The organism is Lutimaribacter pacificus, from assembly GCF_900142185.1.
GTDB classification, from domain to species: domain Bacteria; phylum Pseudomonadota; class Alphaproteobacteria; order Rhodobacterales; family Rhodobacteraceae; genus Lutimaribacter; species Lutimaribacter pacificus.
Genome location: NZ_FQZZ01000002.1, coordinates 450,567 through 473,970 on the forward strand (window position 1 = coordinate 450,567; position 23,404 = coordinate 473,970).

At 67.3% G+C, this 23,404-nt stretch carries 26 protein-coding genes; 16 read left to right on the forward strand and 10 right to left on the reverse strand.

Annotated elements, in window-relative coordinates; all coding sequences use genetic code 11:
- Nucleotides 1–74: 74 nt before the first annotated feature.
- From F3H87_RS08205 to ispH, 7 genes are read right to left on the reverse strand one after another with little or no spacing between them, the layout of a single operon-like run.
- On the reverse strand, nt 75–701 hold the full coding sequence (locus F3H87_RS08205; RefSeq protein ID WP_149788094.1) for a trimeric intracellular cation channel family protein: 627 nt from the start codon (nt 699–701) through the stop codon (nt 75–77).
- The gene (gene rnhA, locus F3H87_RS08210) at nt 698–1,162 is read right to left on the reverse strand and encodes a ribonuclease HI (protein ID WP_149788095.1); all 465 of its coding nucleotides are present in this window, start codon (nt 1,160–1,162) and stop codon (nt 698–700) included. The genes F3H87_RS08205 and rnhA overlap by 4 nt, the downstream gene beginning before the upstream one ends.
- 40 nt (nt 1,163–1,202) lie before the next feature.
- Nucleotides 1,203–1,808 (reverse strand): class I SAM-dependent DNA methyltransferase, encoded by a 606-nt coding sequence (locus F3H87_RS08215; protein ID WP_149788096.1) that lies wholly within the window; start codon nt 1,806–1,808, stop codon nt 1,203–1,205.
- Nucleotides 1,805–2,257 carry a DUF3429 domain-containing protein gene (locus F3H87_RS08220; protein WP_149788097.1) on the reverse strand — a complete coding sequence of 151 codons (453 nt, stop codon included), beginning with the start codon at nt 2,255–2,257 and terminating at the stop codon, nt 1,805–1,807. Before F3H87_RS08220 ends, F3H87_RS08215 begins: the two co-directional genes overlap by 4 nt.
- 16 nt (nt 2,258–2,273) lie before the next feature.
- The gene (locus F3H87_RS08225) at nt 2,274–2,888 is read right to left on the reverse strand and encodes a LysE family translocator (RefSeq protein ID WP_149788098.1); all 615 of its coding nucleotides are present in this window, start codon (nt 2,886–2,888) and stop codon (nt 2,274–2,276) included.
- A gap of 42 nt (nt 2,889–2,930) precedes the next feature.
- Nucleotides 2,931–3,392, reverse strand: coding sequence for a pyridoxamine 5'-phosphate oxidase family protein (locus F3H87_RS08230; protein ID WP_149788099.1), 462 nt, complete (start codon nt 3,390–3,392; stop codon nt 2,931–2,933).
- The gene (ispH, locus tag F3H87_RS08235; RefSeq protein WP_149788100.1) at nt 3,392–4,342 is read right to left on the reverse strand and encodes a 4-hydroxy-3-methylbut-2-enyl diphosphate reductase; all 951 of its coding nucleotides are present in this window, start codon (nt 4,340–4,342) and stop codon (nt 3,392–3,394) included. The genes F3H87_RS08230 and ispH overlap by 1 nt, the downstream gene beginning before the upstream one ends.
- Before the next feature lie 193 nt (nt 4,343–4,535).
- Here ispH and F3H87_RS08240 point away from each other — a divergent pair, with 193 nt between their 5' ends.
- Nucleotides 4,536–6,665, forward strand: a complete 2,130-nt coding sequence (locus tag F3H87_RS08240; RefSeq protein WP_188129197.1) for an ATP-binding protein — start codon at nt 4,536–4,538, stop codon at nt 6,663–6,665.
- Between the two features lie 91 nt (nt 6,666–6,756).
- Nucleotides 6,757–7,179 carry a c-type cytochrome gene (locus F3H87_RS08245; RefSeq protein WP_223228010.1) on the forward strand — a complete coding sequence of 141 codons (423 nt, stop codon included), beginning with the start codon at nt 6,757–6,759 and terminating at the stop codon, nt 7,177–7,179.
- A gap of 4 nt (nt 7,180–7,183) precedes the next feature.
- Here F3H87_RS08245 and F3H87_RS08250 read toward each other — a convergent pair whose 3' ends face one another.
- A complete protein-coding gene (locus F3H87_RS08250) occupies nt 7,184–7,753 on the reverse strand; it encodes a LabA-like NYN domain-containing protein (RefSeq protein ID WP_090029050.1) in 570 nt (189 codons plus the stop codon).
- Nucleotides 7,754–7,893: 140 nt separating this feature from the next.
- On the opposite strand from F3H87_RS08250, the gene folK reads away from it, so the two are divergent.
- The 12 genes from folK (at nt 7,894) to recO (ending at nt 17,108) form a co-directional block, all read left to right on the forward strand.
- Nucleotides 7,894–8,457 (forward strand): 2-amino-4-hydroxy-6-hydroxymethyldihydropteridine diphosphokinase, encoded by a 564-nt coding sequence (gene folK, locus F3H87_RS08255; protein ID WP_317511202.1) that lies wholly within the window; start codon nt 7,894–7,896, stop codon nt 8,455–8,457.
- A gap of 75 nt (nt 8,458–8,532) precedes the next feature.
- Nucleotides 8,533–8,892, forward strand: coding sequence for a DNA-directed RNA polymerase subunit omega (gene rpoZ / locus F3H87_RS08260; protein WP_149788104.1), 360 nt, complete (start codon nt 8,533–8,535; stop codon nt 8,890–8,892).
- A gap of 25 nt (nt 8,893–8,917) precedes the next feature.
- A complete protein-coding gene (locus F3H87_RS08265) occupies nt 8,918–11,050 on the forward strand; it encodes a RelA/SpoT family protein (RefSeq protein WP_149788105.1) in 2,133 nt (710 codons plus the stop codon).
- Nucleotides 11,051–11,064: 14 nt separating this feature from the next.
- Nucleotides 11,065–11,727, forward strand: coding sequence for a DUF2062 domain-containing protein (locus tag F3H87_RS08270; protein WP_149788106.1), 663 nt, complete (start codon nt 11,065–11,067; stop codon nt 11,725–11,727).
- Between the two features lie 40 nt (nt 11,728–11,767).
- Nucleotides 11,768–12,517 (forward strand): pyridoxine 5'-phosphate synthase, encoded by a 750-nt coding sequence (locus F3H87_RS08275; protein WP_149788107.1) that lies wholly within the window; start codon nt 11,768–11,770, stop codon nt 12,515–12,517.
- On the forward strand, nt 12,514–12,990 hold the full coding sequence (locus F3H87_RS08280) for a CAP domain-containing protein (protein WP_149788108.1): 477 nt from the start codon (nt 12,514–12,516) through the stop codon (nt 12,988–12,990). Before F3H87_RS08275 ends, F3H87_RS08280 begins: the two co-directional genes overlap by 4 nt.
- Nucleotides 12,987–13,388, forward strand: coding sequence for a holo-ACP synthase (acpS, locus tag F3H87_RS08285; RefSeq protein WP_149788109.1), 402 nt, complete (start codon nt 12,987–12,989; stop codon nt 13,386–13,388). The genes F3H87_RS08280 and acpS overlap by 4 nt, the downstream gene beginning before the upstream one ends.
- 55 nt (nt 13,389–13,443) lie before the next feature.
- Nucleotides 13,444–14,280, forward strand: coding sequence for a signal peptidase I (gene lepB, locus F3H87_RS08290; RefSeq protein ID WP_149788110.1), 837 nt, complete (start codon nt 13,444–13,446; stop codon nt 14,278–14,280).
- The gene (gene rnc, locus F3H87_RS08295) at nt 14,277–14,963 is read left to right on the forward strand and encodes a ribonuclease III (protein WP_149788111.1); all 687 of its coding nucleotides are present in this window, start codon (nt 14,277–14,279) and stop codon (nt 14,961–14,963) included. The genes lepB and rnc overlap by 4 nt, the downstream gene beginning before the upstream one ends.
- Nucleotides 14,964–15,049: 86 nt before the next feature.
- On the forward strand, nt 15,050–15,958 hold the full coding sequence (era, locus tag F3H87_RS08300) for a GTPase Era (RefSeq protein ID WP_149788112.1): 909 nt from the start codon (nt 15,050–15,052) through the stop codon (nt 15,956–15,958).
- A gap of 46 nt (nt 15,959–16,004) precedes the next feature.
- A complete protein-coding gene (locus tag F3H87_RS08305; protein ID WP_149788113.1) occupies nt 16,005–16,337 on the forward strand; it encodes a DUF1491 family protein in 333 nt (110 codons plus the stop codon).
- 39 nt (nt 16,338–16,376) lie between these two features.
- Nucleotides 16,377–17,108, forward strand: a complete 732-nt coding sequence (gene recO, locus F3H87_RS08310; protein ID WP_149788114.1) for a DNA repair protein RecO — start codon at nt 16,377–16,379, stop codon at nt 17,106–17,108.
- A gap of 234 nt (nt 17,109–17,342) precedes the next feature.
- Here recO and F3H87_RS08315 read toward each other — a convergent pair whose 3' ends face one another.
- On the reverse strand, nt 17,343–17,876 hold the full coding sequence (locus F3H87_RS08315) for a TetR/AcrR family transcriptional regulator (RefSeq protein ID WP_149788115.1): 534 nt from the start codon (nt 17,874–17,876) through the stop codon (nt 17,343–17,345).
- Nucleotides 17,877–18,457: 581 nt separating this feature from the next.
- The gene (locus F3H87_RS08320; protein ID WP_149788116.1) at nt 18,458–19,633 is read right to left on the reverse strand and encodes an amidohydrolase family protein; all 1,176 of its coding nucleotides are present in this window, start codon (nt 19,631–19,633) and stop codon (nt 18,458–18,460) included.
- Between the two features lie 160 nt (nt 19,634–19,793).
- Here F3H87_RS08320 and F3H87_RS08325 point away from each other — a divergent pair, with 160 nt between their 5' ends.
- Nucleotides 19,794–20,621, forward strand: a complete 828-nt coding sequence (locus F3H87_RS08325; protein WP_149788117.1) for an FAD binding domain-containing protein — start codon at nt 19,794–19,796, stop codon at nt 20,619–20,621.
- On the forward strand, nt 20,621–23,365 hold the full coding sequence (locus tag F3H87_RS08330; protein WP_149788233.1) for a molybdopterin-dependent oxidoreductase: 2,745 nt from the start codon (nt 20,621–20,623) through the stop codon (nt 23,363–23,365). The genes F3H87_RS08325 and F3H87_RS08330 overlap by 1 nt, the downstream gene beginning before the upstream one ends.
- Nucleotides 23,366–23,404 lie beyond the last annotated feature (39 nt).

The following is a 23,404-nucleotide window of genomic DNA, read 5'->3' on the forward strand; positions in this document are numbered from 1 at the left end:
TGCATCGCTGGCGCGATGCGGAATGAGGGGCGCTGCCCCTCAAACTCCCCGGGATATTGTCGGAGAGAGGAAACTCAGGCGCGCGGCGGGCGGCTGCGGTAGACCGGCAGGCGCCAGCCGAAGCGCAGCGAGCCCGCGCGCAGGGTCAGGGTGACGGCGGCGCAGGCGCTCAGGGTGATCCAGAGCGCGGCGCCCAGCCACCCGGCAAGCACGGCGGCCGAGGCACCGGCGAAGGCGGCGCTGACGTAAAGCTCGCCCTGTTTCAGCACCAGCGGCACCTCGCCCACCACCACGTCGCGCATCAGCCCGCCCATGCAGCCGGTGATCATGCCCATGATGATGACGATCGGCGCGGGCTGGCCCATCGACAGGGCGACGCCGACGCCCGCCGTGACCGCGACCGCCAGCGCACAGGCATCGAGCCACAGCAGCGCGCGGTAGCGGCTTTCCAGCAGGTGCGCGGTGAAGAAGACGAGCACGGCGGCGGTGATGGCGACCGCGAGGAAACCGGGCGCCGCGATCCAGAATACCGGGTCGCGGTCCAGCAGCACGTCGCGCAGCGTGCCGCCGCCCACCGCCGTCAGGCAGGCGAGAAAGGCGAAGCCCACGATATCGAGCTGCGCGCGGCTGGCCACCAGCGCGCCGGTCAGCGCAAAGATCAGCACGGCGATGTAATCGAGGGCGGGGACCAGCGCGCTCATGCCGGTTTGCCCGGCTTGAAGGGCGCCATGCCGGCGCGGGCCAGTTCGTCGGCGCGTTCGTTCTCGGGGTGGCCGGCATGGCCCTTGACCCATTCCCAGGTCACGTCATGGCGGCGCTGCGCCTCGTCCAGGCGCTGCCAGAGTTCGACATTCTTGACCGGTTTCTTGTTCGCGGTCTTCCAGCCGTTCCGCTTCCAGCCGTGAATCCAGCCGGTCACGCCGTTCTTCACGTAGGCGCTGTCGGTGACGATGGTGATCTGCGACGGTTTCGACAGGGTTTCCAGCGCGGCGATCGCGGCCAGAAGCTCCATCCGGTTATTGGTGGTCGCGGGCTCGCCGCCGCTGAGCTCACGCTCCTTCAGAACGGTGTCGCCGTCCATCGCGCGCAGCAGGACGCCCCAGCCGCCCGGGCCGGGATTGCCGGAGCACGCTCCGTCGGTATAGGCGAACAGCTTTGTCATGGGCGCATCTAGCGGAGGGCGGGGGCGGGGTGCAAGCCGGTCACGCGCGGGCGGCGCGGATGGCGACCCAGTCGGCCGGTTTGCCGTCAAGGCCGGGCTCGCGCCCCTGCCTTTGCGCCTGCGGAACCAGCCCGGCGGCGCGCAGCAGCCCCGACAGCTCGTCCGGCATGTAATAGGTATAGGTCCGGCCAAGGCTGTCGCGCGCCTGGCCGGTGCCGATTTTGACCGCGATGTGGAATTGCCCGCCGGGCCGCAGCGCGGTGTGGATCGCGGCAAGATAGCCGGGCAGGGCCGCGCGCGGGGCGTGCAGCAGGCTGAAATTGGCCCAGATGCCGTGGTAGCTTTGGCTGTGGCGTTCGGTCACGAACATGTCGAAATCGGCCTGCCGCGCGGCCACGCCGTCGCGGGCGCGGGCCAGGTCGACCATGGCGGCCGAGGCATCCATCGCCTCGACGACAAGGCCGGCGGCCGCCATGTGCCCGGCGTCGATGCCCGGCCCGCAGCCGAGGTCGAGCACCCGCCCGCCGCCGGGCAGCGCCGCGATGAAGGCGGAAAGCAGCCGGCCCGGCGCATCCGCCGCCGTCACCCCTGCGTATTCGGCGGCGCGGGCGTCATAGACGCGCAGGGTTTCGTCGTCGCGGCTCATCCCAGCAACGGCACGGCAAGGCAGGCGATGGCGACCACGCTCAGCATCACCCGCAGCGACATCCACCAGGGCGGCGCGAGGCCCTGTTTCCAGAACAGCCAGTCCAGCCCCAGCAGGCCGGTGAACCCCGCGATCAGGCTGATGCCCGCGCTGGTCGGGCCGCCGCCGGTCATGAAAAAGGCCCAGAGCGCGGGAATGACCGACAGGGCATAGCCGGTGGCGGCCACCTTGCCGCTGGCGCGGGTCGCAAAGCCCCAGAGCACACCGGACATGAAGGACAGGATCACCGCGCCGTAGAACAGCCCGACATAGGGCCCGCTAAAGCGCGGGCCGATGGCGCGCGCGCTCCACATCCCGAGATCGGGAAAGACGGTGGTGACCGCGCCCCACAGGAACGGGATCAGACCGGCAAGGCCAAGCAGAAGGGCGGCGCGGGGTATCGGTGTCATGCCGCCTTTATGGCCCTCAGGCGCGCTCCAGCGCAAGACGCCCGGCGAGCGCGGCAAAGATCGCCGCGAACGAGCGGTTGAGCCAGGTCATCACGCGGTCGCTGCCAAGCAGCCAGTCGCGGGCGCGGGCGGCGAAAAGACCGTAAAGGACGAACACGGCCAGGGTCATGGCCATGAACACCGCGCCCAGTATCGCCATTTCCAGCGTCGCGGCGGCGGGATCGCCGGACAGGAAGGGCGGCAGCAGGGCAAGAAAGAAGATCGACAGCTTGGGGTTCAGGATGTTGATCAATGCCCCGCGCCGCGCGATGCGAAGGCCCGGATCGGATTGCGTGGCGGGTTTGATCGCCAGCGCCCCGTCGCTGCGCAGCGCGCTCCACGCCAGGTAGAGCAGATAGGCGACACCGGCGAATTTCACCACGTTGAACAACAGCGCCGAGGCATGAAGCACCGCCGCCAGCCCAAGCGTGGCCGCCAGCAGGTGCGGCACGATCCCCAGCGTGCACCCCAGCGCGGCGGCGATGGCGGGCCAGCGCCCCTGTCCCAGCCCGACGGCAAGGGTATAGATCACCCCGGTGCCGGGGGCGATGACGACGACGAAGGCGGTCAGCAGGAACTGGAACGAGATCATGCAGCCATGATTGCCCCGGCGGGCGCGGCCTGTCCAGCGCGATCAGCGCGGTGGCGCAAGATCGGGGCCGGTGCGGAAATAGCTGACATCGTTGGTGAAGGTGCTTTCGGGCACCAGCCGGATCAGCCGGCCGGACGGGTCTTCGATCCGGGCAACATGCTCGATGAACCAGGGGTTCCACGTTTCCGCAGGGCCAAGATAGCGGCGCAGCAACCGGCGGAACAGCGCCGGGTCCATCGGTTCGACGCTGGCCCGCCCGCGCAGGCCCAGGTGGCGCAGCCGCCCGGCGGCGTTGTCGTAATCGACGATCTCGACCGAAACGCGCGGATCGGCGGCGATGCGGCGGGCCGAACTGGCGCTCTCGTCGCTCAGCATCCACAGCGCGCCGTCCTCCCATGCGAACCACACTGGCGCGGTGCAGGGCGCGCCATCGCCGGACAGGGTGCCCAGCGTGGCCATCAGCGGCAGGCGCAGCACCTCTTCTGGGTCGAACGCGGTCGGCATCACGCGTCTTCGCGCAGCACGCGGGGGACCTTGAAATTCACCCGTTCCTGCGCGGTTTCGACAAGTGACACCGTCACGTCGTAGCGGTCGCGGAACGCGTCGATCACCTCGGTCACCAGCACCTCGGGGGCCGAGGCCCCGGCGGTGATGCCAAGGCTGGCGATCCCGTCCAGCGCGCGCCAGTCGATATCGCCCGCACGTTGCACCAGCTGCGCGTAGGCGCAGCCGGCGCGCGCGGCCACTTCGACCAGCCGGCGCGAGTTGGACGAGTTCGGCGCCCCCACCACCAGCAGCGCATCGCAAAGCGGCGCGATCTCCTTGACCGCCTGCTGGCGGTTGGTGGTGGCGTAGCAGATATCTTCCTTGTGCGGGCCGGTGATGGCGGGGAACCGCGCCCGGAGCGCGGCCACCATTTCCGCGGTGTCGTCGATCGACAGGGTGGTCTGCGTGACATAGGCCAGCTTGCCCGGATCGCGCACCTGCAGGGTGGCGACATCGCCGACGGTTTCCACCAGCAGCACCTCGCCGGCGGGCAACTGGCCCATCGTGCCGATGGTCTCGGGGTGGCCGGCATGGCCGATCATTACGATCTGTAACCCGTTCTCGGCGTGGCGCTCGGCCTCGATATGGACCTTGCTGACCAGCGGGCAGGTGGCGTCGACATAGATCATCTGCCGCGCCTCGGCGGCGGCGGGCACGGATTTCGGCACGCCATGTGCGGAAAAGATCACCGGGCGGTCGCCGGGACATTCGTCCAGCTCCTCGACGAAAACGGCGCCCTTGTCGCGCAGGTCGTCGACCACGTATTTGTTGTGCACGATCTCGTGCCGGACGAATACCGGCGCGCCCCATTTCTCCAGCGCCATCTCGACGATCTTGATCGCGCGGTCCACGCCCGCGCAAAACCCGCGCGGGGCTGCAAGGTGAATGGTCAGCGGTGGCTTGGTCATCGCGGTCTCCGGGCTTTGGCCCACAGGTAGGGGAATGGCACGCCCGCGTCCAGTGCGGGCGCCCCATCCTTGCCATGATTTGACCGTCCTAATTCCACGGTACCATGCGATCACGATCCCGGCGCAATCCGTCCGCCGTGCCCGCGGCGGCGCAGGCGTGCGTATAAGAACCAGTGATTTTCGAGGCGACAACGTGAGCAACGAGCCAGACCTTTTGTCCGACGGCGACGTGCACATCACCTACACGGTGCGCGTGACGGCCTGGATCGTCATCACGCTCAGCATGTTCTGGCTCATGATGAGCCTGGCGGCACAGCAATGGGTGGTGGGGGCCGTTGCGGGGTTCGTGCTGATCGGCACCTGCCTGTCGCTGCTTGCGGTCCTGCTGGGCTACAGCCTGCTGGGGCGGGTGGTGTGGTATTTCATCTGCGTCGCGGCGATCACGGTTGCGGTGTTCCTCGTGCACCCCGCCGGCAATGTCGAGACGATGTATGCCGCGCTTTTGGGGGGGCCGTTCCTGACCTTCTCGCTCATACGCGAGCGGAATTACCTGATCGCGGCGGTGCTGGGCGTCATGACGGCATGGCTCGGCACCCGCTTTCTGGGGCACGATTATTTCGGGCCGCCGCTGCTTGGCGCGGAATTCGCAAGCCAGCATGTCTCGTTCTTCGCGCTGTCCAGTACCTTCATCGTGGTCAGTTTCGAGATGGGCGTATTCACCTACCTGATGTACAGGAACAACGAAAGCCTGCGCGCCTCGCGCGAGGCGGCGGATGTGGCGAACCGCGCCAAGAGCGAATTCCTCGCCGCGATGAGCCACGAGATACGCACGCCGATGAACGGCGTCGTGAGCATGGTCGAGATCCTCGAGAATACCGAGCTGACGCCGGACCAGCGCCGCATCCTGCAAACGGTGCAGGAATCCTCGGCGTCGCTGCTGCGCATCATCGAGGATATCCTCGACATGTCCAAGATCGAGGCCGGCAAGCTGGAGCTGGTGAACGAACCCACCGACCTGCTGCACACGGTCGAGGCGGCGGTGGATACGCTACGCTCCTACGCCGACTCCTACAATGTCGAACTCGGCCTGCACTTCGACATGTCGCTGCCGCGCGAGGTGACCTGCGATGCCGGCCGCCTGCGGCAGGTGATCCTGAACCTGCTGGGCAACGCGATCAAGTTCTCGCGCCGGCCGGCGGACGAGGCGGGCGGCCATGTCGATCTGGTGGTGACGCGGGATGCCGACGACCGGATGCGCCTTGTCTTCCGCGACGACGGCATTGGCATCAGCGAGGAATTCCAGCAGCAGCTTTTCGAGCCGTTCCGCCAGTCCGAAGAGGTGACGACCCGGCGCTTTGGCGGCTCGGGCCTGGGGCTGACGATCGTGCATCAGCTGGTGACCAAGATGAACGGCACGATCTCGGTCGAAAGCACGCCGGGGGAGGGGGCGGAATTCACCCTGTGCCTGCCCATCGTCGCGCCGTCGGGCGCCATGGACCGCCCCGATTTCACCGATACCGCCTTTGTCGTCTATCGCGCGGGGCAGCGGCACCTGGCGGCGTGGAAGGATTACATCGGAGCCTGTGGCGGTGTGATGATCGCGCTCGACGACCGGGGCGCGCTGTGGGACCGCGCCCGCGCCCTGACGCGGGACACGGTCTTTGTCATGGACATGGAGCCCGACGCCCAGCCCGCGCGTGACGCGCTGGTCGCCGGGTTCGGGCAGGATTTCCCACAGGCCCGGATACTGGTTCTGAATCGCACGCGCAGCCTGCCGGGCAGTGCGCCGCTCGATGGCACGGCGGCGGTGCAGGCCGGCCCGCTGCTGCCGTCGGAACTGTGGGATGCACTGCGGCAGTTGCGCAGCCGTGGCGCCCCGGGCCAGGAGGGCAAGTCGCTGCGCCCCGGCGCGATCACCGCAAGGCCCTCGGCCCTGGTGCCGCGTATCCTCGTGGCCGAGGATAACGAGATCAACCAGGTGGTCATCCGCCGCCAGATCGAGCAACTTGGCTACCGCGCGACGATCGTCGGCGACGGACGCGCCGCGATGAAGGAATGGCTGAACGGGGATTTCGACATCGTGCTGACCGATTGCCACATGCCCGAGATGGACGGTTTCGCGCTGACCCGGCATATCCGCGAGATCGAATCCGCCCGCCCGGGCGGGCATATCCCGATCGTTGCGATCACCGCCAACGCGCTGAACGGCGAGGCCGAGAGATGCCTTTCGGCGGGGATGGACGGCTACCTGTCCAAGCCGGTGAAGCTGGCCGAGTTGAAATCCACCATCGACACGCTGGTCCGCCAAAGCGACGCGGCCTGATCCTCACGCAGATGTGGGTTGCGCGGGCGCCGGTCTGTGGCAGCCTGTGGCCATGTCGGCAGGAACGCTTCCCATTCCCGCGCTTTGCGCCATGATACTGGTTCTCCCGGGCCAGGCCACGGCCTCGGACCATGGCGGGATCCTGCCCTACCGCGATCCGGCGGCGCTGCGCGAGGGCGCGCGGATCTATGCGGATTACTGCGCCAGCTGCCATGGCGTGCAGCTCGAAGGGCAGGAAAACTGGCGCGACCGCGATGCCGAGGGCTATCTGCCCGCGCCGCCCCATGACGCAAGCGGGCACACGTGGCATCACCCCGACGACCAGCTTGTCGCCATCACGAAATACGGGATCGAGGCATTGGTCGGGAATGGTTACCAAAGCCGGATGATCGGCTTTGGCGATGTCCTGAGCGACCAGGAGATACTGGCGACGCTGGCCTATATCAAAAGCACCTGGCCCGCACAGATCATCGCCCGCCACGACGAAGTCAATGCCATGGCGGCGGACGATTGACCCCTCAACCGGCCTGGTAGGCGGTTTCGCGCTGCGCGCTGGGTTCGCGGGGCGGGCGGCCGATCACTTCCTTCAACTCGTCGAGTTCGATGAAATTGTCGGCTTGCCGGCGCAGCTCGTCGGCGATCATCGGTGGCTGGCTGCGGATCGTGGATACTACCGAAACGCGCACGCCCTGCCGCTGGAGACTTTCGACAAGGGGGCGGAAATCGCCGTCGCCGGAAAACAGCACGATGTGATCGACGCGCGGTGCCAGCTCCATGGCATCGACGGTCAGTTCGATATCCATGTTGCCCTTGACCTTGCGGCGTCCCTGGCTGTCGGTATATTCCTTCGCCGGCTTGGTCACCATGGTGAAACCGTTATAGTGCAACCAGTCAACAAGGGGTCGGATAGGCGAATACTCGTCATTTTCCAGCAGCGCCGTATAGTAGAATGCACGCAGCAGCTTTCCGCGGCGCATGAATTCCTGTCGGAGCAGCTTGTAATCGATGTCAAAGCCCAACGCCTTCGCTGCGGCGTAAAGGTTCGACCCATCGATGAACAGCGCCAGCCGTTCGTCTTTATAGAACATAAAAGGTCCTTCCGATTGTACCCGAAGACGACACTCGTGAGTGAAAATGTGCGGTCGCTTCAGGCGTGGCAAAAAAATACGGCTATCGGTTGCCTCCGGCAAGGGCTTTATTGTCGCAAAAGGATAGGGCTCCGATGACGATGGATCAACGTTGCTTGATCGCCTTGGGCGCGAATATGCCAATAGGCGACAAATTACCGCAGGTTGTTCTGCGGGATGTCTTGTCCCGCATCGGTAATATTGTCGGCCCCGTTTCCGCCTGCAGCCGGTTCTATCGCACGCCCTGTTTCCCGCCCGGTGCGGGGCCCGATTACGTCAACGCCGCCGCGCAGGTCGAGAGCGCCCTTGCCCCCGGCGAACTGCTGGACCGGCTGCACCGGATCGAGGCCGCTTTCGGCCGCGAGCGCACCGAAAGATGGGGCGCGCGCACGCTGGACCTGGACCTTCTGGGCATCGGCGACCTGGTGCTCCCCGACCGCGAGACGCAGGCCGCATGGATGCGGCTTGGCCCCGACGAGCAGCGCGAAAAGGCGCCCGACCGGCTGATCCTGCCGCATCCGCGCCTGCAGGACCGGGCCTTCGTGCTGGTGCCGCTGGCCGATATCGCCCCCGGCTGGCGCCACCCCGTTCTGGGCCGCAGCGTATCGCAGATGTGCGCCGACCTGCCCGAGCGGGACCGCGCCGCGGTGATCCCGATCGCGTGAACGCCCTTGTCATTTCCCCGGCGATGCGGTAGGCACCGGCTTTCTGACCCGCCCACGATGATTGGAGTGTGCTGAATGGCCCGCGTGACCGTAGAAGATTGCGTCGACAAGGTTCCCAACCGGTTCGAGCTGGTGATGCTTGCCGCACACCGCGCACGCGAGATTTCCGCCGGTGCCGGCCTGACCGTCGACCGCGACAACGACAAGAACCCGGTCGTGGCGCTGCGGGAAATCGCCGAGGAAACGCAATCGGCCGACGAACTGCGCGAGCGTCTGATCGAATCGAATCAGACCCAGATCGAGGTGGACGAGCCCGAAGAGGATTCCATGGCGCTGCTCATGGGCCGTGGCGAACCCGCCGACAAGCCGGCCGAGGACGATCTTTCCGAAGAAAAGCTCCTGCGCGCCCTGATGGAAGCACAGGGGCAGGGCTGAGCTCGCCGAACGGGACGCGGATGGAATGATCGCGGCTGACGACCTGATCGCGCTTGTCCGCAACTACAACCCGAAAACCAACGAGGCGCTTATTCGCGCGGCCTATGACTATGGCCTCTCGATGCACGAGGGGCAGTTCCGCCGCTCGGGCGAGCCCTATTTCACCCATCCGGTTGCGGTGGCGGCGATCCTGACCGAACAGCGGCTGGACGACGCGACGATCATCACCGCCCTGCTGCACGACACGATCGAGGATACCAAGGCCAGCTATGCCGAGGTCGAAACCCGGTTTGGCCACGAGATCGCCGAACTGGTCGACGGCGTCACCAAGCTGACCAACCTGCAGCTGTCCAGCACCGAAACCCAGCAGGCCGAGAACTTCCGCAAGCTGTTCATGGCGATGTCCAAGGATCTGCGCGTGATCCTGGTCAAGCTGGCCGACCGGCTGCACAACATGCGGACGATCAAGGCGATGAGCGCGGAAAAGCAGGCCAAGAAGGCGCGCGAGACGATGGATATCTACGCGCCGCTGGCCGGGCGCATGGGTATGCAGTGGATGCGCGAAGAGCTTGAGGACCTGGCCTTCAAGGTGCTCAACCCCGAAGGCCGCGCCTCAATCATGCGCCGCTTCATCACGCTGCAGAAGGAAACCGGCGACGTCATCCCGCGCATCACCGGCGACATGCGGACCGAGCTGGAAAAGGCGGGCATCGACGCGCAGGTGTTCGGCCGCGCCAAGAAACCCTATTCGATCTGGCGCAAGATGCAGGAAAAGGACATGGGCTTTTCCCGCCTGTCCGACATCTACGGGTTCCGCATCATCACCCGCTCGGAAATGGATTGCTACAAGGCGCTGGGCGCGATCCACCAGCGCTGGCGCGCGGTGCCGGGCCGCTTCAAGGATTACATCAGCCAGCCGAAATCGAACGGCTACCGTTCGATCCACACCACGGTGTCGGGGCGCGACGGCAAGCGGGTCGAGGTGCAGATCAGGACGCAGGCCATGCATGACGTGGCCGAAACCGGCGTGGCGGCGCACTGGTCCTATCGTGACGGGGTGCGCAGCGAAAACCCCTTTGCCGTCGACCCGGCCAAATGGATCAGTGGCCTGACCGAACAGTTCATCTCGGAAGAGGATCACGAGGATTTCCTCGAGGCGGTCAAGCTCGAGATGTATACCGACAAGGTGTTCTGCTTCACCCCCAAGGGCGAGGTGGTGAAGCTGCCGAAAGGCGCCACGCCGATTGATTTCGCCTATGCCATCCACACAAGGATCGGCAACGCCTGCGTCGGCGCCAAGGTCGATTCGATGCGCGTGCCGCTGTGGACGCGGCTGAAGAACGGCCAGTCGATCGAGATCATCACCGCCGAGGGCCAGACGCCCCAGGCCACCTGGCTTGAGATCGCGACCACCGGCAAGGCCAAGACCGCGATCCGCCGCGCCCTGCGCGAAGCCGACCGCGAACGGTTCTCCAAGCTGGGCCGCGAACTGGCGCGCGCCGCGTTCGAGAACGTCGGCAAAAAGGCGACCGACAAGGCGCTCGATACCGCGGCCAGGCAGTTGCGGCTGTCGGACCGGAACGAGCTTCTGGCGCGACTGGGCAGCGCCGAGCTGACCGGGCGCGAGGTGGTGCAGGCGATCTACCCCGACCTCGCCCCCACCAAAACCGAGGAAATCGACCGCGCCCGCGCCGTGATCGGCCTGTCGCCGGACCAGAGGTTCGACCGCGCGCCCTGCTGCCAGCCGCTGCCGGGCGAGCGGATCGTCGGCATCACCTATCGCGGCCGCGGCGTGGTGGTCCATGCCATCGACTGCGAGGCGCTGACCGAATACGAGGACCAGCCCGAACGCTGGCTCGACCTGCACTGGCACAGCGGCACGCACCCTGCGATCTATACCGCGACGCTGGATGTCACCATCGGCAACGACGCCGGTGTGCTGGGACGGATTTGCACATTGATCGGCGAGCAGAAGGCCAATATCTCGGACCTTGAGTTCGTGGACAGGAAACCTGATTTCTATCGACTACATATTGATGTGGATTTGCGCGACGCCGAGCATCTTCATTCGCTTGTCTCCGCGCTTGAGGCGGAAAGCGATGTCGCCGCCGTCAGCCGTCTGCGCGACCCGACGCGCCTGAACGCGCAAAGGAATTGACGAAAGGGCCCGAGGTGGTTTTCAAACGCAGGGACAGACGGCCGATCTGGAAGATCGTGCTGGAATTTTTCTGGCCCCGCGGCGGTTGGCGGCGGGCCGCGCTTTACGTCAAGCACCGCCTGCGCCGCCTTCCCGATCCGCCCCACCGCATCGCGCGCGGCATCTTTGCCGGTGTCCTGACCACCTTTACCCCGTTTTACGGCCTGCATTTCGTGATCGCCGCGACGATCGCCTGGATCATGCGCGGCAACATCATCGCGGCGCTGCTGGCGACGTTCTTCGGCAACCCGCTGACCTATGTGCCGATCGGGGTCGTATCGCTGAATACCGGCTATTGGCTGCTGGGCATCAACAAGCGCGCCCATGCCGAGATGCACGGCTCGTTCGGGCGGATGTTCGTGGATGCGGGCGCCGACCTGAAACACAATTTCGTCGCCGCCTTTACCGATGCCAATATGGACTGGTCCCGCCTCTCGGTCTTCTATGACGAGGTGTTCTTTCCCTATCTCATCGGCGGGATCATCCCCGGCATCGTCGCCGGTGCGGTCTGCTATTACATCAGCGTGCCGCTGATCCGCGCCTACCAGAATCGCCGCAAGGGTGCGATCAAGGCCAAGCTGGCGGCGTTGCGGAAGAAACGGCAAGCGGCCGCAGAGGATCGCGCAAAGGGGGATTAGGCTGCCGCGCAACCTGCCCCGTCAGAGGAAAGGACAACCGATGGAGCCGTTGGGGAAACTGCGCCTGGGTGTGAACATCGACCACGTGGCCACCGTGCGCAACGCGCGCGGCGGGGCCTATCCCGATCCGGTGCGCGCGGCGAAACTGGCCGAAGAGGCCGGTGCCGACGGTATCACCGCCCACCTGCGCGAAGACCGCCGCCACATCGCCGATGCCGATATCGACGCGCTGACGCAGGCGCTTTCGGTGCCGCTGAATTTCGAGATGGCGGCCACCGACGAGATGCAGAAGATCGCCCTGCGCCACAAGCCCCACGCCGTCTGCATCGTGCCCGAAAAGCGCGAGGAAAAGACCACCGAGGGCGGGCTCGAGGTTGCACGCGAGGAAAACCGCCTGGCCCATTTCATCGCCCCCCTGCGCGATGCGGGTTGCCGGGTGTCGATCTTCATCGCCGCCGACCGTCCGCAGATCGAGGCCGCGGCGCGCATCGGCGCGCAGGTGATCGAACTGCATACCGGCGCCTATTGCGATGCCCATGCCGAAGGCCGGTTCGACGCCCGCGATGCCGAGCTGGAGCGGATGCGCGACATGGCCGCGCTGGCCCATGACCTCGGGCTCGAGGTCCATGCCGGCCACGGGCTGACCTACGACACCGTGAAACCCATCGCCGCCTTCCCGCAGGTGATGGAGCTGAATATCGGCCATTTCCTGATCGGCGAGGCGATCTTTCGCGGGCTGGGCCCGGCCATCGCCGAAATGCGCCGCCTGATGGACGAGGCGCGCGCGTGATCCTGCTGCGCCGCCTTGCGCCGGTGCTGCTTGCCGCGATGGCGGCGGGCGTTGCGCGGGCGGATTGCGCGCTGCCGCCCGATGCGCAGGCGCAGGCCGCGCAGGTGGTCGCGCTGGTCAACGGCGAACGGCAGCGGCACGGCCTGCCCGCACTGGCGCAGAGCGGCGCGCTTGCCGGGGCGGCGGGCGATCACTCATGCTTCATGGCCGCCACCGGGCGCATGTCCCATACCGGCCGGGGCGGCCGCAAGCTGGGCGCGCGGCTGCGCGATGCGGGCTATGGCTATCGCGCCGCGGCCGAGAACGTGGCCCATGGCTACCGCGATGCCGGGGGCGTGGTGGCGGGCTGGATGCAGTCAGACGGCCACCGCCGCAACATCCTGATGCGCGACGTCACGCAGGCGGGCGCCGCGATGCGCGCGGGCGGCGACGGGCGCCCCTACTGGACGCTGATCCTGGGGCGGCCGCGATGATCCTGGGCATCGGCACCGACCTTGCGAATATCGAGCGTATCCAGAACACGCTCGACCGTTTCGGCGACCGCTTCCGCAACCGCGTATTCACCCCCGTCGAACAGGCCAAGGCCGAACGCCGCCGCGACACCGCCGGCACCTACGCAAAGCGTTGGGCCGCGAAAGAGGCGTGCTCCAAGGCGCTTGGCACCGGGCTGCGCATGGGCATCGCGTGGAAGGACATGGCCGTGTCCAACCTGCGCTCGGGCCAGCCGGTGATGGAGGTGACGGGCTGGGCAAAGGACCGGCTGGACGAGATGACGCCGCCGGGCCACGAGGCGATCATTCACGTAACCTTGACCGACGATCACCCTTGGGCGCAGGCTTTTGTCGTGATCGAGGCCAGGCCGCTGGCTTGACTCCCACCGCCCCCGCCCGCATGAAGCGCCAGACCCCAACCGCAAGGAACACGCAATGACCTCCGAGGCCAAGAAGGGCAACGCCTTCGTCGAAACCGTCAAGACGATCGTCTACGCGCTTCTGATCGCGGGCGTCTTTCGGACGATCTTTTTCCAGCCGTTCTGGATTCCCTCCGGGTCGATGAAGGATACGCTGCTGATCGGCGATTTCCTGTTCGTCAACAAGATGACCTATGGCTATTCCTACGCCTCCTGCCCGACGATCCGCATCCCGGCCATCGGGCTGCATATCGACGCCAGGAACATCTGCGGGTTCCTCGACGGCGACAACACCCGCATCCTCGGCGGCGAGCCCAGGCGCGGCGACGTGGTGGTGTTCCGCCACCCGGTCAACGGGACCGATTACATCAAGCGCCTGATCGGCCTGCCCGGCGATACCGTGCAGATGCGCGAGGGGCGGCTGTTCATCAACGGCACGCCGGTCGAACTCCGCGATGCCGGCACGTTCGAGGAACTGGCCCAGCCGCAGGGCCCGCAACGCCTGCGCCCGCGCTGCGAAAACGGGCCGGTGGGCATGGGCGCGGTCTGCACCAAGTCGCGCCAGATCGAAACCCTGCCCGAAGGGACCGAACACGCGATCCTGAACATCACGCGGCAGGGGTCGGACGACACGCCGGTCTACACCGTGCCCAGCGGGCATTACTTCTTCATGGGTGACAACCGCGACAATTCCACCGACAGCCGCGTGCCGCCGCAGGCGGGCGGCGTGGGTTTCGTGCCTTACGAAAACCTGATCGGCCGCGCCGACCGGGTGATGTTCTCGTCTGCCGGGCGATCAATGCTGGCCTTCTGGACATGGCGCGGCGACCGTTTCTTCAAGGGGATCGAGTGAAGCTTGCGGCCGAGCTGAAGGCGCTTGAGGCGCGCATCGGGCACGGGTTTTCCCGGCCCGACCTGCTGACGCGCGCGGTCACGCATTCCTCGATGTCCTCGCCGACGCGCAAGGACAACCAGCGGCTTGAATTCCTGGGCGACCGGGTGCTGGGCCTCGTGATGGCCGAGGCGCTGCTGGCCCATGACACATCAGCGACCGAGGGCCAGCTTGCCCCGCGCTTCAACGCGCTGGTGCGCAAGGAGGCCTGCGCCGATGTCGCGCGCGAGATCGGGCTGGGCGAGGCGCTGAAACTGGGCCGCTCCGAGATGCTGTCGGGCGGGCGGCGCAAGCAGGCGCTGCTGGGCGACGCGATGGAGGCGGTGATCGCTGCCGTCTATCTCGATGCCGGGTTTGACGCGGCGCGCGACATGATCCTGCGGCTCTGGGGCGACCGCATCGGACGGGTCGAGGCCGACGCCCGCGATCCCAAGACCGCGCTGCAGGAATGGGCGCAGGCCCGCGGGATGCCGCCGCCCGCCTATTCCGAGGTCAGGCGCGCCGGCCCCGATCACGCCCCCGAATTCACCATCGCCGTCGAATTGCAGAACGGCGACCGGGCCGAGGCCGTGGCCGGATCGAAACGGCAGGCCGAACAGGCAGCCGCCAAGGCATTGCTGGAACGGTTGTCGGCCGGGGCCTGACCCGCCGCCGCGCCCCGATCAAGCGGACTCGCCTTGGCCGCCGCAATCGGCTATGCCCGCCGCACCATCACGAAGGATAGACCCAGATGACCACGCGCTGCGGCTTTGTCGCCCTGATCGGCGAACCGAATGCCGGAAAATCCACCCTCACCAACCGGATGGTGGGCGCCAAGGTGTCGATCGTCACCCACAAGGTGCAGACCACCCGCGCGCGTATCCGCGGTGTCGCGCTGCAGGGCGATGCGCAGATCGTGTTCGTCGACACGCCGGGCCTGTTCAGGCCGCGCCGCCGGCTGGATCGCGCGATGGTCGCCGCGGCCTGGGGCGGGGCGGCGGATGCCGATATCGTCGTGCTGCTGATCGAGGCGCATCGCGGCGTCACCGAGGGCGTCGAGGCGATCCTGACCGAACTGCCCGAGGTGGCGAAGGGCCGCAAGGTCGCGCTGGCCATCAACAAGATCGACCGCGTCGAAGCGCCCGCGCTGCTGGCGCTGACCAAGGACATGAACGAGCGTTACGATTTCGCCGAAACCTTCATGATCTCGGCGGAAAAGGGGCACGGGGTCGAAGACCTGAAGACATGGCTGGCGGGCGAATTGCCCGAGGGTCCGTGGCTTTACCCCGAGGACCAGATCGCCGACCTGCCGCTGCGCATGATCGCAGCGGAAATGACGCGCGAAAAGCTGACGCTGCGGCTGCACCAGGAACTGCCCTATCAGCTGACCGTCGAAACCGAGAACTGGGAAGAGCGCAAGGACGGATCGGCCCGGATCGACCAGGTGATCTATGTCGCGCGGGACGGGCACAAGGGCATCATCCTTGGCAGGAAGGGCGAGACGATCAAGGCGATTTCCAAGGCCGCGCGCGAGGAGCTGGAGGAATTCCTGGGCCGCCGGGTGCATCTGTTTTTACAGGTGAAGGTGCGCGAAAACTGGCTGGACGAGGCGGAGCGATACTCGGAAATGGGCCTCGATTTCCGCGACGGGAACGCCTGATGGCAGGCGTTTTATCGAGTATTTCCAGAACGATGAAGGGGGCCGCGTGGGCGCGCGGCTGACAGCGCGGTTCTGGGTGGATGCCTATCTGGCGCGGCTGCGGCTGCTGGATATCCCGGCCTTCGTGGTGGCGCATGGCGACGACACCGGCGGCGCGGTGCTGGTCAAGCTGAACACGCTGGACGGACAGGCGCGGCTGTTCCACCGCACCTTCGATTTGATGAGCGGCGACAGGGTGTGGGACGTGCTGGCCGACGGGGTTGAGCGGGATGTCGACGCCACCCTGGCGCGGCAGCGGGCGACCGATCCCGACCTTTGGGTAATCGAGGTCGAGGACCGGCAGGGCCGGCACCTTCTGGACCGGGCGGGGCTTGGATAAGCCCTTGTTTTTCTGGGGCTTGCGCGGGATGATCCGGGCATGGAATGGCGCGATCAGGGGATATTGCTGCACAGCCGCCGGCATGGCGAAAGCGCCGCGATCATCGAGGTGTTCACACCCTCGCGCGGGCGCCATGCGGGCGTGGTGCGGGGCGGTGCGGGGCGGCGGATGGCGCCGGTGCTGCAACCGGGCGCGCAGCTTGACCTGACGTGGCGCGCGCGGCTGGAGGATCACATCGGCGCCTTCACGGTCGAGCCGTTGCGCAGCCGGATGGCGGCGGTGATGGGCGACCGGCTGGCGCTGGCCGGGCTGAACGCTGTCGTGGCCCTGTTGCAGTTCGCGCTGCCGGAGCGCGAGGCCCATGAGGGGCTGTATCGGCACAGTCAGAACCTTCTGGATTTGCTGGGAAATTCCGACCTCTGGCCGCTGGCCTACTTGCGGTGGGAGCAGGTTTTGCTGGAGGATCTGGGCTATGGGCTGGACCTGTCGCGTTGCGCTGTGACGGGGGGTGAGGAGGGGTTGGCCTATGTCTCGCCGCGCACCGGGCGGGCGGTTTCGCGCGCGGGTGCGGGGGAGTGGGCGGACCGGTTGTTGCCCTTGCCCGCCTGCCTTTTGGGGCAGGGTGAGGCGGCGGATTCCGAGATTTCCGAGGCATTGCGGGTGACGGGGTATTTCCTGACGCATCACCTGGCGCATGACCTGGGCAACAGGCCCTTGCCCGAGGCGCGTCAGCGTTTCCTGGATGCGCTGGCGCGGCGTGCGGTGCGTTAACCGCGCGGTCGGGCTGCGAAACCGCGCGGTTCCTGACAAAAGGTTAAGAAAAACCGCGCGGTTGCGGGCACAGGCCGCGCGGTTCCTGACGAAAGGTTAACGGGTGGAGGGGCGAAACGGCCCCGAATTGGCCGAACGCGCCCCGATTTCGGGAAAACCGCGCGGTTTCGCTCTGAAATCGCGCGGTCGTTAAGTTTTGGCGTGATGTGCCTGTCGGGCCAGCCCGATGAGCGCCTAGCGCAGCGCGAGCACCAGATCGACCAGCGTGCCCATCGGGTCGCCCCCGGTCTTTGCGGGCAGCCCGTTGGCGGCGGCGAGGATCAGCTGCGCGATTTCGCGGTTCGACACGCCGATCCGGTCGAGCAGGGCGCCGATCACCTGCAGCCGGGCGCTGTCGATCGTGGCGATGGCCCCGGCCGCGCCGTCATGCGATGCGGCCCAGGCGCGCATTGCCGGTTCGGCGCGGGCGAAGGGATCGCGCGGGTTCGGGGCCGCGATCTGCTGGGCCATGCCGCGCAGCGCGGCGGTGTGGGTGTCGGCCTGTTCGGCGGCATCGAAAAGCGCGATATTCGCATTGTCGGCCCAATGCGCGATCAGTTCGGCGTGAAAGGCCGGCACATCGGCGAAATGCCAGTAGAACGACCCCTTGGTGGTGCCCAGTGCGCGGGCCAATGGCTCGGCCTTGAGCGCGTCGGGGCCGTGCCTGGCCAGGGCATCAAGCCCGGCATCAAGCCAGTCGGATTTCCTGAGACGTGATGATCTGGCCATGTCCGTTCCGTGATCCCGCTGTCGGGGTCACGCATACAGTGCCGGGGCGCAAGGTCCAAGATCAATTGAAAATGGCCACATGGGTGTTCCACGTTCTGCCGGAAAAACCGGCAAAACCAATGCACCGGAAAGCACATGACGCAGATGCGTTTCCATTTGGGACATATGGTTCTGCCATCCGGCTTGTGCCATTGTTCGAACCTCGCACCCTGCCCGGAACAGCCGCGCAGCGGCCCGGGCACCGCACGGCCGCCCCCGACCGGGCGATTGGCTGCCGCAAGTGCCACGGTCTGAGGGAGGATGTGGCGGCGCGATAAACTGCCACTCACAGTCGTCGGATCGCCCGACCGCGGCCATGCGCTGCCCTTCGGTTGCGCTTAACGTGGAATGTTGGCTCGGCTCGATCCCGTCATTCGCTGCACGTCGCGCGAAGGCCCGCCGACAGTCCTGACTCAGGCCGCAGCCTCTCGATCCTCGATAAAATGGAAAAACCGTTGTCGAAAACGGCAGATCCCCGCGTTGCGCGTCATCAATCGCGCCGCCGGGGCCGTCCCGCGCGGGATTTTCAAATAATCACCGCGTCACGACACCACCTGCGGCAGGCGCATGGCGGGGGGCGTGTTTCGGCTGCGTTCCGAGCGCACGATACCGTCGATGATCATCATGCCGACGCCGGGCAGGTTGCCCAGTTGCACCGATTCGAGGATGTGCTTGCCCGGCGCGTGCTGGGCCTGGTCCATCAGCACGAAATCCGCCGCGCGCCCTTTTTCGATCAGCCCGCAATCGAGGTTGCGCCGCCGCGCGGTGTTGCCGTTGGCGAAGCAGAACGCCACCTCGGCCGGGATGTTGCCGAGCGCGGACAGCATCGCCACCATGCGCAGGATGCCCAGCGGCTGCACGCCCGAGCCCGCAGGGCCGTCGGTGCCGAGGATCAGCTGGTCCATCTTGTCCAGCTCGCGCGCGGTGTTCAGCGTCAGAAGGGCGGCGCGTTCGTTGCCGTTATGCACGATTTCCAGCGCCGCCTTGCAGTTTTCGCACAGGCACACGATCTGGTCGTCGGGCAGGGCCGAGTGGCCGCCGTTGATATGGCCGACCACGTCGGTGCCGGTTTCCAGCACCATGTCGGCGTCGATCAGCCCCGAGCCGGGGATCGACGGGCCGCCGGTGTGGATGGTCGATTGCATCCCGTATTTGCGCGCCCAGCCGATCATTTTGTTGGCGGTCTTGCCGTCCTTGACGGTGCCAAGGCCGACCTCGCCGATCAGGCGCACGCCGGCGGCGGCCATTTCCCTGAAATCTTCCTCTTCAAGACCCTGCTGGAGCAGCGGCGCACCGGCATGGACCTTCATCCCCGAGGGGCGAAGGTTGTCGTACCAGCGTTGTGCTGCAATCGCCATCGCCTTGGTGCCGATGGGGTCGTTGGGGCGGCCGGGCATATGCACCTCGCCCGCCGAGATCATCGTGGTCACGCCGCCATGCAGGGTGCTGTCGATCCAGTGCAGCTGTTGCTGGCGCGGGGTGTAATCGCCCACCACCGGGTGCACGTGGCTGTCGATCAGGCCGGGGGCCAGCGTGACGCCCTGCGCGTCGATCGTGGTATCGGCGCCGGAGGTATCCAGATCGGCCTCTTTCCCCCAGTCGGAAATCCGGCCGTCGAGCGCGATCAGGCAATCGGCGTCGTAGATCGGTTCTTCCATCCGGCCCGAAAGCATCAGGCCGATGTTGCGGATGACAAGTTTCTTCGGCGCGTCTGACATGGCCGGCGACTCCCTGTTGCAATTCATTTGAACGCTAACAGAATTGGCAAAGCGATCAAGACGGGGCGTTTGCATTTGCAGCAAATGGAAAAGGGTTTGACAGAATCCCCCGCGGGGCGCTTTCTTGTTCGTGTGCAAACGAAATCACGCGGGGTTGCGCATGGGGTTTCACCGGCCTGACAGGATCGACGACGCGCTGGCCGCGCTGGGCGCGGGCGCGTCGGTGATCGCGGGGGGCACCGACTGGTACCCGTCGCGCGGCGACGGGCCGGTGCCGCAGGACGTGCTGGACGTGACGCGCCTGCCGGGTTTTCGTGGGATCGCGCGCGACGGCGATGGCTGGCGCATCGGCGCGGCGACCACCTGGACCGAGATCGCGCGCGCCGAGCTGCCGCGCGGGTTCGACGGGTTGCGGGCCGCGGCGCGGGTGGTCGGGTCGGTCCAGATCCAGAACGCGGGCACGGTGGGCGGCAATATCTGCAACGCCTCGCCCGCCGCCGACGGGATGCCGCCGCTGCTGACGCTGGACGCCACGGTGGAGCTGGTGGGGCCCGGGGGCGTGCGGCAGGTGCCGCTGGACCGCTTCGTGACCGGCGTGCGCCGGACCGGCCTGCGACCGGGCGAATTGCTGCGGGCGATCCACATTCCCGATCCCTTGTCGGCGGGGGCGGCGTTCGAAAAGCTGGGGTCGCGGAAATACCTCGTGATCTCGATCGCGATGGTGGCGGCGCTGGTGCGGGCCGAGGCGGGCCGGGTGGCGGATGCGCGCGTGGCGGTGGGCGCCTGTTCGCCGGTGGCGCGGCGGCTGCCCGAGTTGGAGCGCGCGCTGGTCGGCGCCGACGCGGGCGCGGTTGCGCGCATCGTGACGCCGGACCTGCTGGGCGGGCTGGCGCCCATATCCGATGTGCGGGGCAGCGCGGATTACCGGATGGACGCGGTTGCGGCGCTGGTGGCGCGCGCGGTCGGGACAGCGGCGGAGGAGGCATGATGGACAGGCCCAACGCAATCACGCGCACGGGGTTCACCCTGAACGGTCAGGCGGTGTCGGTCGATGCCGATGCGGGCGAGCGGCTGTCGCACTCGCTGCGCGAAAGGCTGGGTGCGCGCGAGGTCAAGATCGGTTGCAACGCGGGCGATTGCGGGGCCTGCACGGTGCTGGTGGACGGCGCGCCGGTCTGTGCCTGCCTGATGCCCACGGCGCGGGCCGGGGGGGCGCGCATCGAAACGGTCAGCGGTGTTGCCGGCAGCGACGAGGGGCAGCGGCTGGTGCAGGCGTTCCAGGCGCACCAGGCGGCGCAATGCGGGATCTGCACGCCGGGCATGATGGTCTCGGCCATAGCGCTGCTGCGCGAACGCGCGCGCCCCGACGCGGCGGCGGTCGAGGATGCGCTGGGCGGGGTTCTGTGCCGCTGCACCGGCTATCGCAAGATCGTCGATGCGGTGGTGGCGGCCGGGCAGGGCGATGTGGCGCCTGCGCCGGTCAGCGGGGCGGTGGGCACGCCGCTGATGCGGCTGGACGGGCTGCCCAAGGTCGACGGGCGCGAGCGGTTCGGCGACGACGTGGCGCCCGTGGGCGCGCTGGTGTTGCGGGTGATCCGCAGCCCGCATTTCCACGCGCGGTTCCGCCTTGGCGATCCGGAGGCGTTCCGCGCGGCGCATCCGTGGGTGCGGCTGGTGCTGACGGCGGCGGATGTGCCGGGGCGCAATAGCTATGGCGTGATTCCCGGGTTCGAGGATCAGCCGGTATTCGGCGAGGGCTATGTCCGGTTCCGGGGCGAGGCGGTGGCGGCGGTCGTTGGCCCTGCGGACGAGATGGCGCGGTTCGATCCGGCGGATTTCCCGGTGGCGTGGGAAGAGTTGCCCCCTGTCCTGACGGTGGGTGAAGCGATGGCCGGGGACGCGCCGCAACTGCACGAGGGCCATGCGCAGAACGTGATGACCGGCGGGTTCGTGAAACACGGCGAGGCCGGGGCGGCGCTGGACCGGGCGGATGTGGTGGTGGAGGGGGATTTCACCACCTCGTTCGTCGAGCACGCCTATATCGAGCCCGAGGCGGGATTTGCCGAGGTGGTCGAGGGCCGTGTCCATGTCCATGCCTGCACGCAGGCCCCGGTGATGGACCAGGAGATGCTGGCCGGTGCGCTGGCGATGCCGCTGCGGGATATCCGCATCGTGCCCACGGCGACGGGCGGCGGGTTCGGGTCCAAGCTGGATGTCTCGGTGCAGCCTTACCTTGCGCTGGCGGCGCTGAGGCTGGGGCAGCCGGTGCGCATGGCCTATAGCCGGATCGAATCGATGCAATCGACCACCAAGCGGCACCCGGCGCAGATCCGACTGGAGATCGGCGCGACGCGGGACGGCGTGATCTCGGGGATGCGGTTCGAGGGGCTGTTCAACACCGGTGCCTATGCAAGCTGGGGGCCGACCGTGGCGAACCGGGTGCCGATCCATGCCTCGGGGCCCTATCGCGTGCGCGACTACCTGGCGCGGGCGCGGGGGATTTACACCAACGGCCCGCCCGCCGGGGCGTTTCGCGGTTTCGGCGTGCCACAATCGGCCATCGCGCAGGAGCTTTTGTTCGACGAACTGGCTGGCAAGCTGGGTATGGACGCGCTGGAGTTCCGGCTGAAGAACGCGCTGGAGAACGGTGTGCCCACGATCTGCGGGCAGGTGTTCGAACAGGGCGTGGGCATTCGCGCCTGTCTTGAGGCGCTGCGCCCGCACTGGAAGGCGTTGGGCGCCGACTGCGATGCCTTCAATGCGCGCGGCGGTGTGCTGCGGCGTGGGGTGGGGATCGGCGCGGGCTGGTATGGCTGCGGCAATACCTCGTTGCCCAACCCCTCGACCATCAAGGCGGGGTTGCGGGCGGATGGCACGGTTGTGCTGCACCAGGGGGCGGCGGATATCGGGCAGGGCTCGAACACCGTCATCACGCAGATATTCGCGCAGGCGCTGGGGGTCGATCCGGCGGGCATCCGGCTTGTCGGGGGCGACACGGATGTGACGCCGGACGCGGGCAAGACCTCGGCCAGCCGGCAGACCTTCGTGACCGGCAACGCCGCGCGGCTGGCGGGCTTGGCGCTGCGGCGGCAGGTGCTGGCGCTGGTCAACGCGCCCGGGGATGCGGTTTTGCGGCTGGGCGCGGGCGCGTGTGTCGAGGACGGGACGGGCCGCCATCCGCTGCGGCTGGACCGGATGGCCGGGGATGACGAGGGTTATGTGCTGCGGGTGACCGAAAGCTATGACCCGCCGACCGCGCCACTGGACGAGAACGGGCAGGGCGTGCCTTATGCGCAGTTCGGCTATGCCGCGCATCTGGCGATGGTCGAGGTGGATACGGCGCTGGGCACCACGCGGGTGCTGCGGCTGGTGGCCGCGCATGACGTGGGTCGCGCGATCAACCCGCTGCTGGTCGAGGGCCAGGTGCAGGGCGGCGTGGCGCAGGGGCTGGGCATGGCGCTGATGGAGGAATTCCTGCCGGGGCGCACCGAGAACCTGCACGATTACCTGATCCCCACCTTCGGCGACGTGCCCCCCATCGACACGCTGATCATCGAGGAGGCGGACGCGCACGGCCCGTTCGGCGCCAAGGGGCTGGGCGAACATGCGCTGATCCCCACCGCGCCGGCGATCCTGAACGCGATCACGCGCGCCACGGGGGCGAAGCTGCGGCAGGTGCCGGTGACGCCCGCGCGGTTGCGCGCCGCGCTGAAGGAGGCGGGGCATGGGTGAGGTTTTTCCGGTCGGCCCGGCGCTGCCGAGGCTTTTGCA